8 protein-coding genes and 1 other RNA gene are annotated in these 17,650 nt (G+C 59.3%); 8 read left to right on the top strand and 1 reads right to left on the bottom strand.

What is annotated here, in order from left to right:
• The first annotated feature begins 66 nt into the window (after positions 1-66).
• The 7 genes from K1X11_RS11315 (at position 67) to drt3b (ending at position 14,761) form a co-directional block, all read left to right on the top strand.
• Positions 67-888 (top strand): HAD family hydrolase, encoded by an 822-nt coding sequence (locus K1X11_RS11315; RefSeq protein WP_221032078.1) that lies wholly within the window; start codon positions 67-69, stop codon positions 886-888.
• 18 nt (positions 889-906) lie between these two features.
• Positions 907-2,415: an MFS transporter gene (locus K1X11_RS11310; protein ID WP_221032079.1), complete on the top strand. Its 1,509-nt coding sequence runs from the start codon at positions 907-909 to the stop codon at positions 2,413-2,415.
• Positions 2,416-2,428: 13 nt separating this feature from the next.
• Positions 2,429-4,723 carry a glycoside hydrolase family 65 protein gene (locus tag K1X11_RS11305; RefSeq protein WP_221032080.1) on the top strand — a complete coding sequence of 765 codons (2,295 nt, stop codon included), beginning with the start codon at positions 2,429-2,431 and terminating at the stop codon, positions 4,721-4,723.
• Between the two features lie 95 nt (positions 4,724-4,818).
• Positions 4,819-6,501: a glycosyl hydrolase family 28-related protein gene (locus tag K1X11_RS11300; RefSeq protein ID WP_324726164.1), complete on the top strand. Its 1,683-nt coding sequence runs from the start codon at positions 4,819-4,821 to the stop codon at positions 6,499-6,501.
• A gap of 783 nt (positions 6,502-7,284) precedes the next feature.
• The gene (locus K1X11_RS11295) at positions 7,285-11,016 is read left to right on the top strand and encodes a TonB-dependent receptor plug domain-containing protein (RefSeq protein WP_221032082.1); all 3,732 of its coding nucleotides are present in this window, start codon (positions 7,285-7,287) and stop codon (positions 11,014-11,016) included.
• 636 nt (positions 11,017-11,652) lie between these two features.
• The gene (gene drt3a, locus K1X11_RS11290; protein WP_305082555.1) at positions 11,653-12,837 is read left to right on the top strand and encodes an antiviral reverse transcriptase Drt3a; all 1,185 of its coding nucleotides are present in this window, start codon (positions 11,653-11,655) and stop codon (positions 12,835-12,837) included.
• Complete coding sequence (drt3b, locus tag K1X11_RS11285; protein ID WP_305082556.1) at positions 12,830-14,761, top strand: antiviral reverse transcriptase Drt3b; 1,932 nt, start codon at positions 12,830-12,832, stop codon at positions 14,759-14,761. Before drt3a ends, drt3b begins: the two co-directional genes overlap by 8 nt.
• A gap of 1,344 nt (positions 14,762-16,105) precedes the next feature.
• Here drt3b and ssrA read toward each other — a convergent pair.
• Positions 16,106-16,463, bottom strand: a transfer-messenger RNA (tmRNA) gene (gene ssrA, locus K1X11_RS11280).
• Between the two features lie 205 nt (positions 16,464-16,668).
• Here ssrA and K1X11_RS11275 point away from each other — a divergent pair.
• On the top strand, positions 16,669-17,499 hold the full coding sequence (locus K1X11_RS11275) for a helix-turn-helix transcriptional regulator (protein ID WP_221032085.1): 831 nt from the start codon (positions 16,669-16,671) through the stop codon (positions 17,497-17,499).
• Positions 17,500-17,650 lie beyond the last annotated feature (151 nt).

The raw sequence follows: 17,650 nt of genomic DNA, 5'->3' as shown, positions 1-17,650 counted from the left end.
GCCGCCGTTCTCAACCCCTTTCCAACCCCCGTTTTGCTGCCGATGATTTCTCATCCGTCTCCTGTTGTGTCGGAGTCCACCAACTTCGCCGAACCCCGTGCCGTCGCGGCCCTGCTGGCCGAGGTGGTCGACGCGGTGGTGTTCGACATGGACGGGGTGGTGACGCGCACGGCGGAGGTGCACGCGCAGGCGTGGCGCCGCATGTTCGACGGCTTCCTGGCGCGTCGTGCGGTGGCCACGGGCGAGGCGTTGGCGCCGTTTGAATTTCCGGCAGATTATTTGGCCCGCATCGATGGGCGTCCGCGCTACGAAGGGGTGGCGACCTTTCTGGCTTCGCGCGGGATCGAGTTGCCCATGGGGTCACCAGAGGACGCGCCGGGCGATACGACCGTGGGCGGGCTCGGCAACGCGAAGAACGTTGAGTTCAACCGCATCCTCGAACGCGACGGGGTGGCGGTCTTCGCCTCGACCGTGGCGTTGATCGAGGCCCTGCAGGAGGCCGGCGTGCGGGTGGGGCTGGCGACCTCGAGTCGCAACTCGGCGCTGGTGTTGGAGCGTTCCGGCACCGCGCGGCTCTTTGCCACAGTAGTGGATGGGTTGGTATCAGCAGCGCTGGGCCTCCGCGGCAAACCAGCTCCGGACATCTTCACGACGGCTTGTGCGCGGTTGGATGCGTCGCCGGACCGTTGTGTGGTCATCGAGGATGCGGTGACCGGGGTGGAAGCCGGGCGTCGCGGAGGCTTTGCGCTGACCATCGGGCTGGCGCGGGAAGACAACGCCTCCGCCCTGCGCGACCATGGGGCGGATCTGGTGGTGGCGGACTTGGCGGAAATCAGATTGCCCGACCTGCGCCGCTTGGTGCTCGCTCGTCGCGCACTTCAACCCTGACCCCCTTCTTCCCGCCTCATGAAAGCAAAACCCCGCTTGGACTTTTGGCAGCTCTGGAACATGAGCTTCGGCTACGTGGGCATTCAGTTCGGCTTCGCGCTGCAGAATGCCAATGTCAGTCGTATCTTCGAGACGCTCGGCGCGTCGATCGACGAGATCCCGATTCTGTGGATCGCCGGCCCGGTGACCGGCCTGATCGTGCAACCCATCGTGGGTTACTACAGCGATCGCACCTGGAACCGACTCGGGCGACGCAAACCCTTCTTCCTCGCAGGCGCCATCCTCGCCTCGCTGGCGCTCTTCATCATGCCCAACTCGCCGGCGCTGTGGTTTGCGGCGGGCATGCTCTGGATCCTCGACGCCTCCATCAACATCACGATGGAGCCGATGCGCGCCTTTGTGGGCGACATGCTGCCGGACGAGCAGCGCACGGCGGGTTTCGCCATGCAGACCTTTTTTATCGGCGCGAGCTCGGTGGTGGGTTCACTCATGCCGTGGCTGCTGAGCAACGTGTTTCAAGTCGCCAACACCGCGCCCGCCGGCGTGGTGCCTGACTCGGTGAAGTGGTCGTTCATCCTCGGTGGCGGCGTCTACTTCCTCACCGTCATGTGGACCGTGTTTCGCGTGAAAGAGTATTCGCCGGAGGAGCAGCAGGCCTTCCACGGTGAGGAGAACACGGGCGCGGCCGATCCCGCTGCGGAGCCGTCCTTCGAACTGGATGCGCGACGCAACACGCTGGCTGGCCTAGGACTGCTGGTCGGCGGTGTTGTATTCACTTTCCTGATTCGCTCCCTCGGTTGGGACAAGGGCCTCTACATCCTGTCCTGCGGGGTGGCCGCTTACGGCGTGCTGCAACTGGTGGCAGCGTGGCGCTACCGGGCGGGCAACCGCGGTGGGCTGGTGGAGATCGTTTACGACCTCGGGCACATGCCGTCGGCCATGCGGCAGTTGGCGCTGGCGCAGGTGTTCACCTGGTTCGCGCTCTTCGCGTTCTTCATCTACGCCACCGGCGCGGTCACGAGTCACCACTTCGGCAGCAGTGACCCGCAGTCGGCCGCCTACAACGAGGGCGCCAACTGGGTGGGTGTGCTCATGTCGGTTTACAACGGGGTCGCCGCCTTGGTCGCCTTTGTCCTGCCGGTGATGGCGAAGCGCACCAGTCGTGTTTTCACGCACGTGGTGTGTCTTGTCATCGGCGGACTCGGTTTGGCGTCCATGTATGTGTTTCGCGACCCCAAGCTTCTGATCGTGTCGATGGTCGGTCTCGGTGTGGCCTGGGCGAGTCTGCTCACGCTGCCTTATGCGATTCTCAGCAGTGTGGTGCCCTACCGGAAGATGGGCGTCTACATGGGCATGTTTAATTTCTTCATCGTGATCCCTCAGATCCTCGCCGCGGCGGTGCTGGGCCTGTTGGTGCGCACGGTGTTTCACGGTCAGGCGATTTTGGCCCTGGTATTGGGCGGCGCGTCCATGGTGGTCGCGGCGGTGCTCATGCTGCGGGTGAAGGACGAGGGTCGTCGCACCTGAGCGGAAACTTTGCATGGATTCTTGGGTTATCAGCACAAGTGACGCGAGCGGTGATGCGGAGAGCATCATGCGCCGCGGGAACCTGTATCAGCTCGCCAACGGTTACATGGGTTACCGTGGCACGCTGGATGAATACGGTCCGGAGCAATCGGTGGGGATCACCCTCGCCGGTCTTTACGATCGGGTGGGGGAGGCGTGGCGCGAGCCGGTCAACGCCCCCAACGGTGGCTTCACGGAGCTGAGCGTCGATGGCGTGTTGTTAAGCGAGCTCGGCGATCGCGTGCTGTCCCATATCCAATCGCTGAACCTCGCCGAAGCGGTCTTTACCCGCGAGACGGTGTTTCGCGTCGGTCCGGCGGACTCCGCCCTGACGCTGCGTTCGGAACGTTTCATCAGCGTGGAGGAACGCCATCTCGGCGTGGTGCGGCTGACGATCTCCGTCGATGCGCCGATGACCGTGAAAATTCGCACCGGCATCGATGGTCGCATCTGGGACATCAACGGTCCGCATCTGCCGGAGCTCTCCGCCAGCGCGCCGAACGGCACGCTCGTGGTCGAAGGCCTCACGCACGAAAACCAGCAACGCGTGGCCGTGGCGGAGTGCATCGCTCCCGCTTGGGATGAGGCGACGCTGGCGAACGAAGCCGTCAGCGCGTTGCGGGAGGTTGAACAGGCGCTCACGCCGGAGAGCCCGCTGCAGTTTACGAAGTTCTTCGCGGTGGTCACCGGTAACGATGTCGCCAACGACCGTGTGGTGGCAGAGGCCTGCCGAGTGGCACGCGCGTCACAGCAGTCCGGATACGAAGCATGTCATGCGGCGCACGTGGCCGCGTGGCGGGAAAAGTGGTCACGGTCCGATGTGGTGATCGATGGTGATCCGGAGGCGCAGCAGGCGCTGCGTTACAGCATCTTCCAGCTTCTCATCACGGCGCCATGGCCGGGCAGTGGCTTGTCCATCCCGGCGCGAGCGCTGTCGGGTCAGGTCTACAAAGGCGCCGTGTTTTGGGACACGGAGATGTTCATGTTTCCGTTCTTCCTGCACACGCACCCGGCGGCGGCGACGGAACTGCTGCGCTACCGCGTGCGCACCTTGGATGGGGCTCGGCGCAAGGCGCGCACGGAAGGTCCCGGCTACCGCGGGGCGTTTTACGCCTGGGAGAGTCAGGAAACCGGCGACGACGCGTGCAGTTATTTTAACGTCGGCGACCCGACCACCGGACGCGATTTGCGCACGCACTTTCGCGACAAGCAGGTGCATATCAGCGGCGACGTCGCCATCGCGATTTGGAAGCACTTCGAGCACACCGGCGACGATACATTGCTGCGCGAGGGTGGGGCGGAAGTGATCCTGGAGTGCGCGCGGTTTTACGACTCCTACGCCTACTTCAAACGCGAGAAGCAGCGTTTCGAGATCCTCGATGTGATCGGCCCCGACGAATACCACGAGCGGGTGAACAACAACGCGTTCACCAGTCAGGTGGCGCGGGAAACGGTGCGCATCGCGTTGGCGGTGGTGGCGCATTTTCGTCAGCACCACCCGGCCGAATTGGAGGCTTTGCTCAAGCGCCTCGGCATGGCCGATGAACTGGCCTGCCTAGAAGATCTGGCGGCGAATCTGCACGTGCCGGAACCCGATCCACAGACCGGACTCATTGAGCAGTTTGAGGGCTACTTCAAATTGGATGATGTATCCGTCGACGCCGTGAAGGGAAAGCGCGTGCATCCCAACGAATACCTCGGTGCCGGACAGGGTTTGGCGGTGCCGACGCAGGTGATCAAGCAGGCCGACGTCGTCATGATGCTGAACCTCTTCAAGGACCGCTACGACGCCGATACGAAACGACGCAACTGGGAGTATTACGAGCCGCGCACCGAGCACGGGTCCAGTCTCAGCGCCTGCGCCTACGCGATGGTGGCGGCGGAGTTTGGCAACCTCGACTACGCCTACCGCTACTTTCTCAAGACCGCGAAGATCGACCTCGAAGCCGCCTACAAGGTATTTGCCGGCACGGTGTTCATCGGCGGCTCGCACCCGGCCGCGAACGGTGGTGCGTGGATGACGGCGGTGATGGGCTTTGGCGGCGTGCAAGCCGATCGCGATGGGCTCCATATTCGCCCGCGACTGTATCGGCAGTGGCAACGTCTCGCCTTCTCGCTGTGTTATCGCGGTGACGCTTTCCAGGTGGACATCACGCCGTCCAAGTTGACCGTGGCTGCCGACCCCGCGAATGCGCGCTTCCATACGCTCGACCTCGCGGGGGAAGCGGTGACCTGCCCCCCGGGCACGACCGTAACCGTGGCTTACTAACCCCTTTTTTCGTAAACCCCTTAGCTCGTATCATCATGTCCGTTTTGCGCCTTCCGCGACGCATAGCCGTTGCTCTGTCTGTTCTGTTCGCGGGAGTGAGCTCCCTCTTCGCCGCCGATCTGCCGCCCTATGGCGCCTACCTGCCGTGGACTACGGTTGAGGCGGAGGCGATGACCACCGATGGCGAACAGATTGGGCCGGGTTATGCGCCGCACACGATTGAAACCGAATCCTCGCATCAATGGGCGGTGCGTTTGTCCTCCGCTGGCAGCTTCGTCGAGTTCCAAGCTCCCGTTAGCGGTGACGCCTTGGTGCTGCGCTACAATGTGCCGGACCAACCGCAGCGCACGACGCTGGTGCTTTCAGTCAATGACCAGATCGTGCGCACGATCCCGCTCAGCCCGCGCAACGTCTGGCTTTATGGCACGTATCCGTTCTCCAACGACGCGGCGAAGGGTAAGCCGCGCAACTTCTACGATGAGGTGCGAGTGCCGGGGGTGGTCATCGCGGCCGGCGATACGGTGCGTCTGGCCAAGGCGATCGTTGCGGATGACGTGCCGGTCGTGCTGGACCTCGTGGATATTGAAACCATGGGCGCGCCCGTGTCCGCCCCGGAGCAGGCGCTTGACGCACGTCAGTTTGGCGCGGTGGGGGACGGCGTGATCGATGACACCGGAGCGCTCCGCAACGCTATTGCAGAAGCCGCCGCCACCGGGCGTCCGCTGTGGGTGCCGGCCGGGCAATATTTGGTGACCGGAGATTTGGACGTGCCCTCCGGCGTCACCATCCAGGGAGCCGGCATGTGGTATACGACGTTTGTAGGTTCCCCGGCGCTCTACGATCAGGCCGATCGGCGGGTGCGGTTTAAACTCAAAGGGGAGGGCATGACCCTGGCCGACTTTGCCATCACTGGTGCGCTCAATTACCGCAACGACCAGGAGGAAAACGACGGCGTCGTCGGAGCCGGTTGTGCTGACGCCACGATCGCGCGCCTTTGGATCGAGCACACCAAAGCGGGCGCTTGGATCTACAACGGCGCGCGGCTCACCATCACGGGCTGCCGCTTCCGCAACCTGATTGCCGACGGCGTGAACCTCTGCGTGGCCACGACCGATTCCGTCATCGAAAACTGCAGCGCACGGGGCACTGGCGACGATTGTTTTGCGATTTGGCCGGCCCCGGCGGATCAGGGCTACGTCGACGAAAACATTGTGCCCGGCAACAACGTCATCCGGCACTGCACCGGCCAACTGACCTTCCTCGCGAATGGAGCGTCCGTTTACGGCGGCGCCAACAATCGCGTGGAGTTTTGCCACTTCACCGACATCGGGACCGGCTGCGGTATTCTCATCAGCACAACCTTTCCCACGGTCGATGAGGAGCGCGGCATCAACAACAACTTCAGCGGCACCACCGTGGTGCGCGACAATGTGCTCGAACGCTGCGGCGGCTACGATCACGGCTGGGCGTGGCGCGGTTCGATGCAGCTTTGCATGCACCACCAAAACATCGCGGGACTGCAAATCGAACGCATCAAGATCGTCGACAGCTTCTCCGATGGCCTCACGGTCGTCGGCCCCGGTTCCGTCGACGGCAAGGGCATCCTGAGCGACACCAAAATCTCGGCCCTATCGGTGGAAGGCGTAGGCCTCGGCACTGACTCGAGTCACGCGGTATTCGTGCGCGCTGATGCGCGCGGCGACCTGACACTCGAGGAGACCGCGACCGCCGTGGAGGTGCACAACGAGTCGGAGCATTTTGAGGTGCATCGCCCGTAGTCGCGCGCGCCTCGACGCCGCCTGCCAAACCATCCGACCGGGCCGCCGCGCCCGGTCTTTTTGTGCCCCTAGTTCTACTGAGTTACGTCGTTTTTCAGCCACGGATTCCACGGATATGCACGGATGGATATGCCCTGTTCCTCCAGAGTAGCTGCGCTTGAGCCGGAGGTGAAAGCGTGGCCCGAGTGCGACCATCCTGCGGACACAAGACTATTGAGCTCCGACCCACCCACCGGCACAGACACATTTTGGGCATTCTCCGGTTTCGATGACACGAATCCGTGTTTATCGGTGTGATCCGTGGCCCCTTTTTCCATCTAACGAATTAGAACCAGCCGGTTTACCCGGCAGTTTACGTAAACAGCAGATGGAGCTGAGTCCGCGCGAGGGGCGCGCCACAGTCTTCGCATTCTGCAGAACCTGCCGGTTCCCGCCGGCGGATGCATGAGCACTCAGGTCTCATTTCCTCCCCACCTTAACCCCAGGCCCGTGGGCTGACTCGATCACTGGATCGGCAGCGTGCGGGCCGGAAAAATCCCTAAACCCCCGCCTCTGATCGTCGTTTTGATTTCCGGTTAGTTACCCGTCCCCCTCTGCTCGGCCGCTCCTCGTGATTGGCCGACACCCCGCACCCCATATCCCGCCTCGCTGCCCGGCGTATTCAGTTTGTGATGACAACTGTTTCGCCGGAGCGGGTCGCCGATTTGGCCGTCGGATCTCCGGACGTTTCGCCAGCAGGTATCGGACGCATCGTGGCACTCCTAGCACCAATCAGCATACTCCATGAAAACCAAAGGTTCGTTTTATCACCGGATCATCAGTGGCGCCGTCGGCCTCACCGCCGCGCTGAGTCCACTGGCGCTCCGCGCGCAGGATGCGCCGGATCCGGCGTCGTCCGATGAGGAGGCCATTGTGGTCCTTTCGCCGTTTGAGGTGACGGCCGACTCCGATGTCGGTTACACTGCCTCCCAGACTCTCGCGGGCAACCGCCTCAACACCGAGCTGCGCGATATCGGCAGTGCGGTTTCCGTCGTCACCAAGGAGTTCCTCCAGGACGTCGGCGCGACCGACAATGCCTCCCTGCTGCAATACACCACCGGCACCGAGGTGAGTGGTTATCGCGGCAACTTCGCCGGCGTGGGCGACGCCGCCGCGCTCAACGAAGACACCATTCGCCCGAGCGAGAACAACCGCGTGCGTGGTCTCGCCGCCGCCGACAATACCCGCGACTTCTTCCGCTCCGACATTCCGTGGGACGCCTACAACGTTGATCGCGTCGATCTGCAACGCGGCGCCAACTCCATTCTCTTCGGTCAGGGCAGTCCGGCCGGTATCATCAACACGGGCCTCAAGAGCGCCCAGTTCCGCAACTTCGGCGAGGCCGAGTTCCGCGTCGGCAGCTACGGCACCATGCGCGCCACGCTCGACCTCAACCGCGAGCTGCTGCCGGGCCAACTGGCCGTGCGCATCAACGCGCTCACCGAGGACGAAGGTTTCCGTCAGGAAGAGGCCTTCTCGCGCGACGAGCGTCTCTACGCCGCGCTGCGCTACGAGCCGGAGTTTCTCAACCAGAACGGCCTGCGCACCACCTTCAAGGCCAACTACGAGACGGGTGAAGTGAACAGCAACAATCCGCGCTTCCTGCCGCCTTCCGATGCGATCACGCCGTGGTTCACCGAGTTGGGGCAGGCGACCTACAACCAGTTCCAAGCCTTCGACCATCTCTCCGGTCGGGCCAACCACGGCCAGTTCCGCGTGAACCTCGCCGCCGATGGTTCGCCGAATCCGGCTTACGAGCCCTACATCGGCACCTTCGGTTTCCCGTCCGCCCGCTCCGGGCCCGCCGTGTTCTTCAATGACGGGGTGCAAACCATGATGGTGACCGATGTGGTCGGCGCCTTCGTGAGCGGTGGCATCGGTTCCGATGGCGCGGTCGACGGCGGTATCGCCGCCATGCCGGACAATGGCTGGGTTTCGCTGCACGGCACCGCGCAGTGGGCGATCAACTCCGGCGCCGATTACTCCACCGCCGGTCTGTGGAAGAACAACCTCATGACCAACGACGGTCTCTTCGATTTCTATCACCATCTCATCGACGGTGACACGAAGCGCGAATGGCAGGACTTCGACGTGCTCAACCTCAGCCTCTCGCAGACCTACCTCAACGACCGCGTCGGAATCTCGCTCGACTACTCGAACGAAAACTACGCCAACGGCCAGAACGCCCTGTTGCCCGGCGACGTGCGCCTGCAGGTCGACCCGATGGCGGTTTACGGCGACGGCAGCCCGAGCGCCACCGAGCCTTACTCCGATGGCACGCCCAACCCCAATGTCGGTCGCGCCTTTGTCTCGACCAACAACGCCTGGTCCAACCGCTCCTACGACGCCGACCGCGAGTCGCTGCGCGCCACCGCCTTTGCCAAGTATGACTTCACCGAAGGCCGCGACACCTGGCTGAGCAACCTGCTCGGTTCGCATACCTTCACCGGCCTGCTCGCCGAAGACACGGTCGAATCCGACAGCCGCCAGTGGCAGCGCTACGGCATCTTCGACGACGCCTTCTATCAATTGGCCGGCCTCCCGAACGAGCGCTTCAACGGTTCGCTCACGCCAACCCAGATCGTTTACCTCGGCGACTCCCTGCTCGGGCAGTCGATGGACACCGCCAATCTCCCCGTCGTCACCGGCAACGTCGTGATGACCGGCGGTCCGATCACTTACTTCGATTCCACCTGGAACAGCGCGATCGATCCGAGCACGCCGTGGAACAACAACTTCTATCAGCCGGGCAGCGCCGAATACAGCTCCACCGAGGCGGAGAACCCGGCCAACTACGTCGGCTGGACCACGACGAACCTCAACATCGTCGACGCCAACGCCTCCGCGGCCAACCGCGACCGTCTCACCACCCGCGCCACCCTCAACAAGGCCACGACCGATTCGCAGGCCCTCGTGTGGCAGGGCAAGATGCTCAACAACGCCATCGTCGGCACTTACGGCTGGCGCAAGGACATCGCCAAGTCCTGGGCCTTCGACATGTCGCCCAACGACTTCGATCCCAGCCAGGATCGCGGTGCGGTGGACCTGAGCGACAGCTACTACCACCTGCCGACCAACGGCGCCCGCGCCGAGGTGCAGTCGCGTTCCTACAGCATCGTTGCCCACGTCGATGACCTTCCGGTGCTCGACCGCCTGATGGACCGCATGCCGTTCAACCTCAGCCTGTATTACAGCCAGTCGACCAACTTCAAACCGGACTCCTCCCGCGTCGACATCTACGGCGAGTCGCACCCCGCACCTTCCGGCAAGACCGTCGACCGCGGTGTCCGCATCGAGACCAAGGACGGCAAATACTCCCTGCGCGTAAATCGGTATGTAACTTCCAACTACAACGCCACCAGCACGCAGATCAACGCCGCCGCCATCGGCAGCTGGATGCAGCTCACGCAGAACTACGCCAACGTCTTCGAATACAACATTCGTCCGTGGGGTTACGACGCCACCATCGCCGGTCAGACGGCCAACGACGAAGACATCACCGATGGCGCCACCGGCATCTGGGAACCGATGCGTTACAACTTCCACCTCTTCAACGACGGCCGTCCGCTGCGCCCCGGTGACATCGTGTCGGCCGACGGCTCCTGGGTCGTGTCGCCGTCCCTCGAAGCCGAAGTCATCAACGCCGTGCGCACCTTCCAGCGTGCCGTGGATCCGCGCTTCTGGGATGCCTGGCGCATCGACACCTTCGGCGACTTCGGGCCCTCCACGCACGAAGTCACCTACAGCGTGCCGACCGGCTTCGCCATCATTGAAGACAACGTCTCCAAGGGGTGGGAGATCGAGCTCGCCGCCCAGCCGACCGACAACTGGCGCGTGGCCTTCAACGCCAGCAAGACCGACGCCCGTCGCACCAACGTGGGCAACGCGCACATCCGCGAGTTCATGACCCTCGTGGCCGACTCACTGCGCATCGCCGACGGCAACGGCGTGGGCCGCCTCCAGCACTTCTGGGGCACCGAAGACGTCGTCACGGCGGGCAAGAACTGGTTCGACGGCGAAGGCCTCGCCGGCGCGCCGGGTTCCGAATGGCGCCTCGCTCAGCTCGTGGAAAACACCACGGTGCCGGAACTGCGCGAATGGCGCACCAACCTGATCACCAACTACAGCTTCTCCGAAGGCCGCCTCAAAGGCTTCAACGTTGGTGGTGGCCTGCGTTACCAAAGCAGCGTGATCATCGCCTACCCGCCGATGGGTGATCCGACCGATCCGACGACGGTGGAGTATAACCTCGCCGCTCCGGTGAAGGGCCCGGCCGAAACCAACGTCGACCTCTGGCTCGGCTACCGCCGCAAGCTGACCGACCGCATCGACTGGCGCGTGCAGCTGAATGTCTACAACGCGTTCAGCGGCGACAATAAGCTCATCCCGATCTCGGCCCAGCCGGACGGCAGCTTCGCCGCCTACCGCATCGCCCCGAAGCGCAGCTGGACCCTGTCCAACACCTTCGAGTTCTAAGCCCAGGTCGATTCCCCGCGAATCATCCTCCCCCCCGCCGGGCGCCTCCCAAGGCCGCCCGGCGTTTTCGTTTGGAGGGCATGCAACGAAGCGTTCCGAGCCTGACGTCCATAGTTCGGCGATGCCCACGGGGAAACCGCGCCACGAACCGAGCCGAGCCGCACGGAGAGGATTTCAAAACGAGGTGGGCGTGCCTCTTGGTCCGGCCGCTGCAGACCAGGGCCGCTTTCCGAGCCCCGAGTTGGAGTCGGATTGGAGCATTGAACTACAACCCCACAAAGCCTGACCCCTCCCGGCTGATCCTGACCCCTCCCGGCTCTCCCCGGCTTCGCGCTACAAATGTAGGGGAATTACCTGATTCCGACTCGCCAAAGCGGTTCGAATCGAGCAGCTTCTGCTGCCGTTGCAGGCTCACTGGCCTCCGCGTCCGCAACACTAGACTCGGCATGACGCTTTCCCATGCACGATCCGCACTACCATCTCTGCCAGTTCCCTCCTCTGACCATTGAGTTCGGTCAAGGGGTTTCAGCTCTCTCCCAAAACAAATGCTGCAGAAGCGAGGACTACAAGTTAGGCTGCTATGTTGATAGTGACGGCATCAGCCCTTTGCCAGCCCTCCAATCAAGCTAATGATCTATGCTTCAACAAACTCTAGGTCCTGATAGTTTGTTAAAGGTCATTTCGAGGAATGACGTGCAACGCTGGGATTTATGGTCTCGGTCCAGCGAGATCGACTCAGTGATGCGTTCGATGTTTCTTGCCCTCGAAAAATCCTCGTTCCGTATAGATGGCATATCTATGAGTTCCCATAATGGGAACACCACAATCAAGCTCAACCAGGCTAAAGATCATTTTGGTCTCAAGCTCATCGATCGGCACCTGAGAAGAATCTACAAAGTTGTTCAGTCAGATCGGAATCGTATCATCCGCGAGATTCGCGCGCTACTTGGCGATGGTGGGCAGCTTTCTATCATTAGAGAAGATGTCAGAGCCTTCTACGAAAGCATAAGGTTCGAGAAGCTGATAGAGAAGCTACGGAGTGACATGCTCCTTAGCAATCGCAGCCTATCAATGATTGAATCACTTAATGGGAAACTGCTCGAAAATGGCAATTCGGGACTTCCAAGGGGAATTGCGCTAAGCGCGACATTGTCAGAGCTCTACATGGAGCCCTTTGATCGAGCCATTCAAGCGATGCCGTGCACCTTCTACTTTGCGCGATATGTTGATGACATCGTAGTCCTTACCGATTCTGAGTCCGTCAACGACGTTAAGCATTTCATTGCCGAAGAGCTACAGAAGCTTGAGCTTGAACTGCGAAATGATGGAACCCGGAGTCTTGTTTGTGATGTGAGAAGCGCAGATTTCTCCTACCTAGGATACCACTTCAAAACAGTTTCTACCGGAAGCAATGCGCCGAAAGTCATCATTTCGATCTCGAAAAATAAAATCAATAAGGTCAAGCGGAGGATTATCAAGTCATTTATCGCTTTTGAAAATGACGGCGACTTCTCAACCCTGCTTGCGCGGTGCAGATATCTCTCGTGTTCAAAGATTGTGAAGAAGAGCGATACCGGTGATGTCCTGTCGGGGTTGAAATACAATTACCGTTATATTAGTTCGCTGGAGAAACTGAAAGTCTTCGATGGATTCATGAATAAGATACTTTCCGGTGGCACGAGATTTGGAAGCAGGTTGACAGCCGATCAGAGAGACCGCCTTCGAAGGATCTCATTTTACCGCGCATCGCGAGACGGAACTGTTGTCAGTTACACGAGGAGGAAGGTCAACCGGCTGAAGCAGGCATGGTCAGATGAGTAGCATTCAACAAATTAACAAGAATGATGCGCTTCGTCCCTTGCTTACCGAAGTGCTTCCTTACGAGATCCCGCTTTGGTTCTCGAATACCTTGATTCATCAACGAGCAACCAGAAATCGGAACTTTTTAGAGAAGTTGTTCACTGGATCCCTCGGAGCTCTCAAGCCACTCGATTATCGTATTAAGCGGACCAACTCTGGGTTGAGAACCTTGTCGATCATGCATCCCGTTGCACAGCTCGAAGCTTGTGATTTTTACGAGTCCTTTGGCGACTTGATAACCTTCTATTGCCGAAAGTCGCAGTGTTCGCTTCGATTTCCCTCGAAGATCGCGAGCTCTTTCAAAAGTAAGAACCCCACTGGTGAATCGAATTCACCACTCGGAGTAGAAGAGGAGGGGAGAGACAGCATTCAATGTAGTTCCTACTTCGCCTACGGTAGGTATTCCTTTCTTTTTCGTTTTTACGAGTCATACGAATACCAGACTCTTGAGAAACGATTCCGGAGGATGTCCCAGGTGGACGTTGCTAAGTGCTTTAACGGAATCTACACTCATTCGATCAGCTGGGCGACAAAGAGCCGAAGGGTCGCAAAGCGCGACAAAGCTAAAAAGGGCGGATTTGACCGAAGATTCGACCAACTGATGCAAAACAGCAACTATCGGGAAACTAACGGCATAATTATTGGCCCTGAAATGTCTCGAATTTTTGCTGAAATTATTCTTCAGGAGGTCGATGTTCGTGTGATTCGAAAGCTATCAAGTTCTAAAATAGAACAGAATAGGGACTATGATTTTCGGCGATATGTAGATGATTACTTTATCTTCACTAATGGTGAGGGTGTCTACGGTAGATTTATTCAGGCCCTTGAAGAGGAGTTGGCGTTTTTCAAGCTTCATTTGAATGAAGCGAAAACTAATCAAATTGGGCGCCCGTTCATTACTAACATCTCTATGTTCAAGCACGAGGTTTCTTCGCATTTGGACAAATTCTACTCTAGGCGCGTAAATGGCGATAACCTGCCAACTAGGGTCGGAAACCCCTCGCGTGCAGCCAACCGTGCAATTTCAGACATTAAAGGTGCTCTTAGGAAGCATGATGTCCAGTATGCAAGCGTCTCAAACTATTTGCTTTCGGTAATTCAGAAAAAGATTGCGCAGTTTATTCGAGTTGTCGCCAAGGCAAATGAACGAGGTGAGCCAACTCGGGATAGCTTCATGTGGTTACTCGTCGATCTTGATTTGATTTTCTTTATACACGCGATGGACCCGCGCGTTGTTCCAACTGACAAGGTAGCGAAAATTGTTAAAGCGGTAGTTGATTCATCTGCAGTCCACTTTTCTGATGGCGAGGAAACTATTCAGAAGAAGATTTTTGATCTCGGAAGAAAATCTATTGAGATTTTCGACGATGGAAATAATCTTGATTTCTCGGTGGAGATTTTGAACATCCTCCTAATCCTCTCCGCGTTGGATGAACGGCATAGGCTACCTCCCAGCTTTCTTGAAGAGCATTTTGTTGCTCATATTCGCCGCTTTGACTACACTAATATTGAAAGCTATGATTCCAACGGGGGCTATTACTTTCTTTGGGTAACCATTGTATTATACATTGAAAGCCAGGTTAGCTACGATCAGCTACGGGGCGATCTTGTGGATATAGGATCAAAAATCGTTGGTCATTGCCCAATTGGGCTACGGTCGACAGAGACGCTTCTGTTCTTTCTTGACTACATTTCCTGCCCTCTGGTCCCTGAGCCTGACCGGGTTCGTCTCGCGGAAAAAATTATTAGTAAAGAGAATCTGAGCACTACAGCAGCTCGCCTGATAAATGAGTTCAGTGGCAGGGGTATTACCGTCGATTGGAACGATCGTAGTTGGTTAGAGAATAATCTCTTGAAAAGAGAATACATCCTCGCATACGAGTAGTTTCAGCCACTCGGCTTCCGACGTTATTTTTCTTCAGAGGACGATGCTTAACCGCTTCAGAATCGGTTGGGGGAGCAATCCCACACACGATGGTTGGCGGCTGAGTGGCGCTTTTTTATTTAAAGGCAGGCCAAAGACGGCAGAAGCGGTGTCATGTCGTCGTTGGTCAACAAGTGACTCCGGACCGAAGGGTCTGGTAGAAATAGAACAACGCGATACCAGCGATTGGGAAGAATATCCACTTTGGCGGTCGTCCCTGCGCCGGATAAGGGGTCAGGCCTGAATGGCGCTTAGTTAGAGGGGGTGGTCGTCTATTTCTGTCGCCGAGATATGGATACGCGCATTTGACGCCGTGGTTTGGTCATCAGTTGGTAGACTTTGGAGCCGCGTAAGGGGTCAAGCCGCGTAAAGGGTCAGGCTTTGTAGTTTGTAGGTCCATGCTTCAAACGGGGCCGGCATGGGGTCAGGCTTTGTAGTTTGTAGGTCCATGCTTCAAACGGACTCCAACTCGGGGCTTGGAAGGGCTCTGGTCTGCAGCGGCGTGACCGGGGTTCACCCTCCTGGTCTTGAAATTCCCTCAAGGTGGTTTGGTTCGATGCATGGCGCGGCTTCCCCATGAGCATCGCCGGACTACGGACCTTAGTTCTACTTAGTTAGATGAAATAGGGGGCCGGAAAGGGGTCAGGAAAGGGGTCAGGCTTTGTAGTTTGTAGGTCCATGCTTCAAACGGACTCCAACTCGGGGCTCGGAAAGGGCCCCGGTCTGCAGCGGCGTGACCGGGGTTCACCCCCGTGGTCTTGAAATTCCCTCAAGGTGGTTTGGTTCGATGCATGGCGCGGCTTCCCCATGAGCATCGCCGGACTACGGACCTTAGTTCTACTTAGTTAGATGAAATACGGGCCACGGATCACACCGATAAAACACGGATTTTTGCCATCGAAACCGGAGAAAGCCTAAAAAGCGTCTGTGCCGGTGGGAGGCCTGGGGAGCCGGAAAGGGGTCAGGCTTTGTAGTTTGTAGGTCCATGCTTCAAACGGACTCCAACTCGGGGCCCCGGCGGGCAGGAAGGGCGTGAAAAAAGCCCGCCTTCGCACGAGGCTATGGCGGGCAATTTTTGGCTTAGCCAAAAATTGGTGGAGTCGGCCGAAGCCGTGGCGAAGGCGGATGGAGGTGGCGGGAATTGTCCAGCCCGGCGGCAGCCGGGCTAAGCTTGACACCCGCGTGGGCGCGGAGCGCCCGGGACGCGGCTCGATTCTCGCCGTCGCGAGGGGCACGAGGGGCGTTAAATAAAAAGCCCGCCTTCGCACGAGGCTATGGCGGGCAATTTTTGGCTGGGCCAAAAATTGGTGGAGGTGGCGGGAATTGAACCCGCGTCCCTCTGGCCTTCTCGGCCCGCATCTACCGGCATAGGTTCAGTTTGATCTCGCTGACGTCAGGCAGTGAACCCAGCCAAAACGTCAGCCAACCCCCGGGTCGAAGATACGACGCAAACTCCGCGGGCCGCAGAATGCGCTATACCTGATGTCGGCGATCACGTCAGCTATCAGGCGTCACTGGGCGATCGTCGCTACGTTAATTAAGCAGCGAGGGGCATTTCTTCGTAGGTGCCATTTATTATGGTTCGAAGGAGGTTTAACGAGAGACCTTCATGCTCGGCCGGCAGCGAGACAATCCAACCAAAGGTCGAATCCAGAACACCCCCAGAAATCTGGGTGTGATTCGCGCATCACCTGGAGAGGTTTCGCGGAACCACGTGTTCGATTGAGAGCTCGCTCAATCAAAGAACGGATCGATCACTGTGCGGCCCCCGCGTTCGATTGCAAGTGCGCCGATGGGGTCAACCGGGGGACGAAGCGGGGACTTTTGGCGTGCAAGGTTTGCAATAGAGGTATTTCCCTAGGCGAGTCTTGCTTTCCGACTCCGACATCAAGCGTTTCAGCACTGCGTGCGTGGAACTCTACCGACCTGGCTTGGGCAAAGGTAACTATGCCGAAAGGTCCTTTGCCTTTTTGGAGAAACTGGTGGCCTCCGATTTGATCGCGTTTGGTTCGCTCAATACGGCGGCGGCGAAACTCGATATCGGCTTTAACCACACGGTGCCGCAGCTCGATCGGGCGATGGAGGCCTTTGGGGCGTTGATGAAAAAATATCCGCTCTACTGCTGGGACTTTTCGATCAACGACGGAAAGCCTTTCACGCGCAGCGACTTTTTCTCCCGGCGGGAGTTTAAGCAGCTCGATATTTTTGCGGAGGTTTACCGCATGCTTGGGATCGATGATCACTGCGCGGTGTTTGTGCCGGGCACGTCCGGTGAGGTGTGTTTTTTCGGCATCGAGCGGCACAAAGGCGCGGACTTTTCCAGCGAGGATCGGGACCTGTTGGCTTTGGCGCAGGATCACCTGGGCAATGCCCGGGAACTGGCCAAGTCGCGCGACGCCGTGCTGCAACGCGGCGCGTCGCCAGAGCCGCTGCACCGAGCCGGCTTGACGGTTCGCGAGGCCGAGGTGCTGGCATGGTTGGCGGAAGGGAAAACCAACGAAGAGATCGCCATCCTGCTCCGCCTGCAGCTCTACACCGTGAAGGGTTACGTGAAGACGATCTTCCAGAAGATCGGCGCGCCCAACCGGCTGGCGGCGGCGCTGTGGGCGTTGCGGATCTGTCGCCAGGATGAGACGCGTGGTATGGGCTCGACATCGCCGTTTGTGACGGTGCCGGTGATCACGCAATCGGCGTCCTGAGGGCGCGGTTGACGCGGAGTTCCGGGGAGGGGCGGGAGTGATCCCCCCAAGGAGGGGTGGTCTCTTTGCCCTCAGTTTGTAGTATAGGCTCTGCCAAGTGCTGCCCCGCTTCTCTCCACTTCTATCCTCGCTTGCTCCGGCCGAACGCTGT

The organism is Actomonas aquatica, from assembly GCF_019679435.2.
In the GTDB taxonomy this organism is placed as follows: Bacteria; Verrucomicrobiota; Verrucomicrobiia; order Opitutales; family Opitutaceae; genus Actomonas; species Actomonas aquatica.
The sequence above is the reverse complement of the archived record's forward strand: the minus strand, read 5'-3'. Positions and strand labels throughout refer to the sequence as shown.

Bases quoted from the DNA above. Each gene is read 5' to 3' on its own strand.
- K1X11_RS11305 (WP_221032080.1), top strand. From the start codon at position 2,429: ATGGATTCTTGGGTTATCAGCACAAGTGACGCGAGCGGTGATGCGGAG.
- drt3a (WP_305082555.1), top strand. From the start codon at position 11,653: ATGCTTCAACAAACTCTAGGTCCTGATAGTTTGTTAAAGGTCATTTCG.
- K1X11_RS11295 (WP_221032082.1), top strand. From the start codon at position 7,285: ATGAAAACCAAAGGTTCGTTTTATCACCGGATCATCAGTGGCGCCGTC.
- K1X11_RS11310 (WP_221032079.1), top strand. From the start codon at position 907: ATGAAAGCAAAACCCCGCTTGGACTTTTGGCAGCTCTGGAACATGAGC.
- drt3b (WP_305082556.1), top strand. From the start codon at position 12,830: ATGAGTAGCATTCAACAAATTAACAAGAATGATGCGCTTCGTCCCTTG.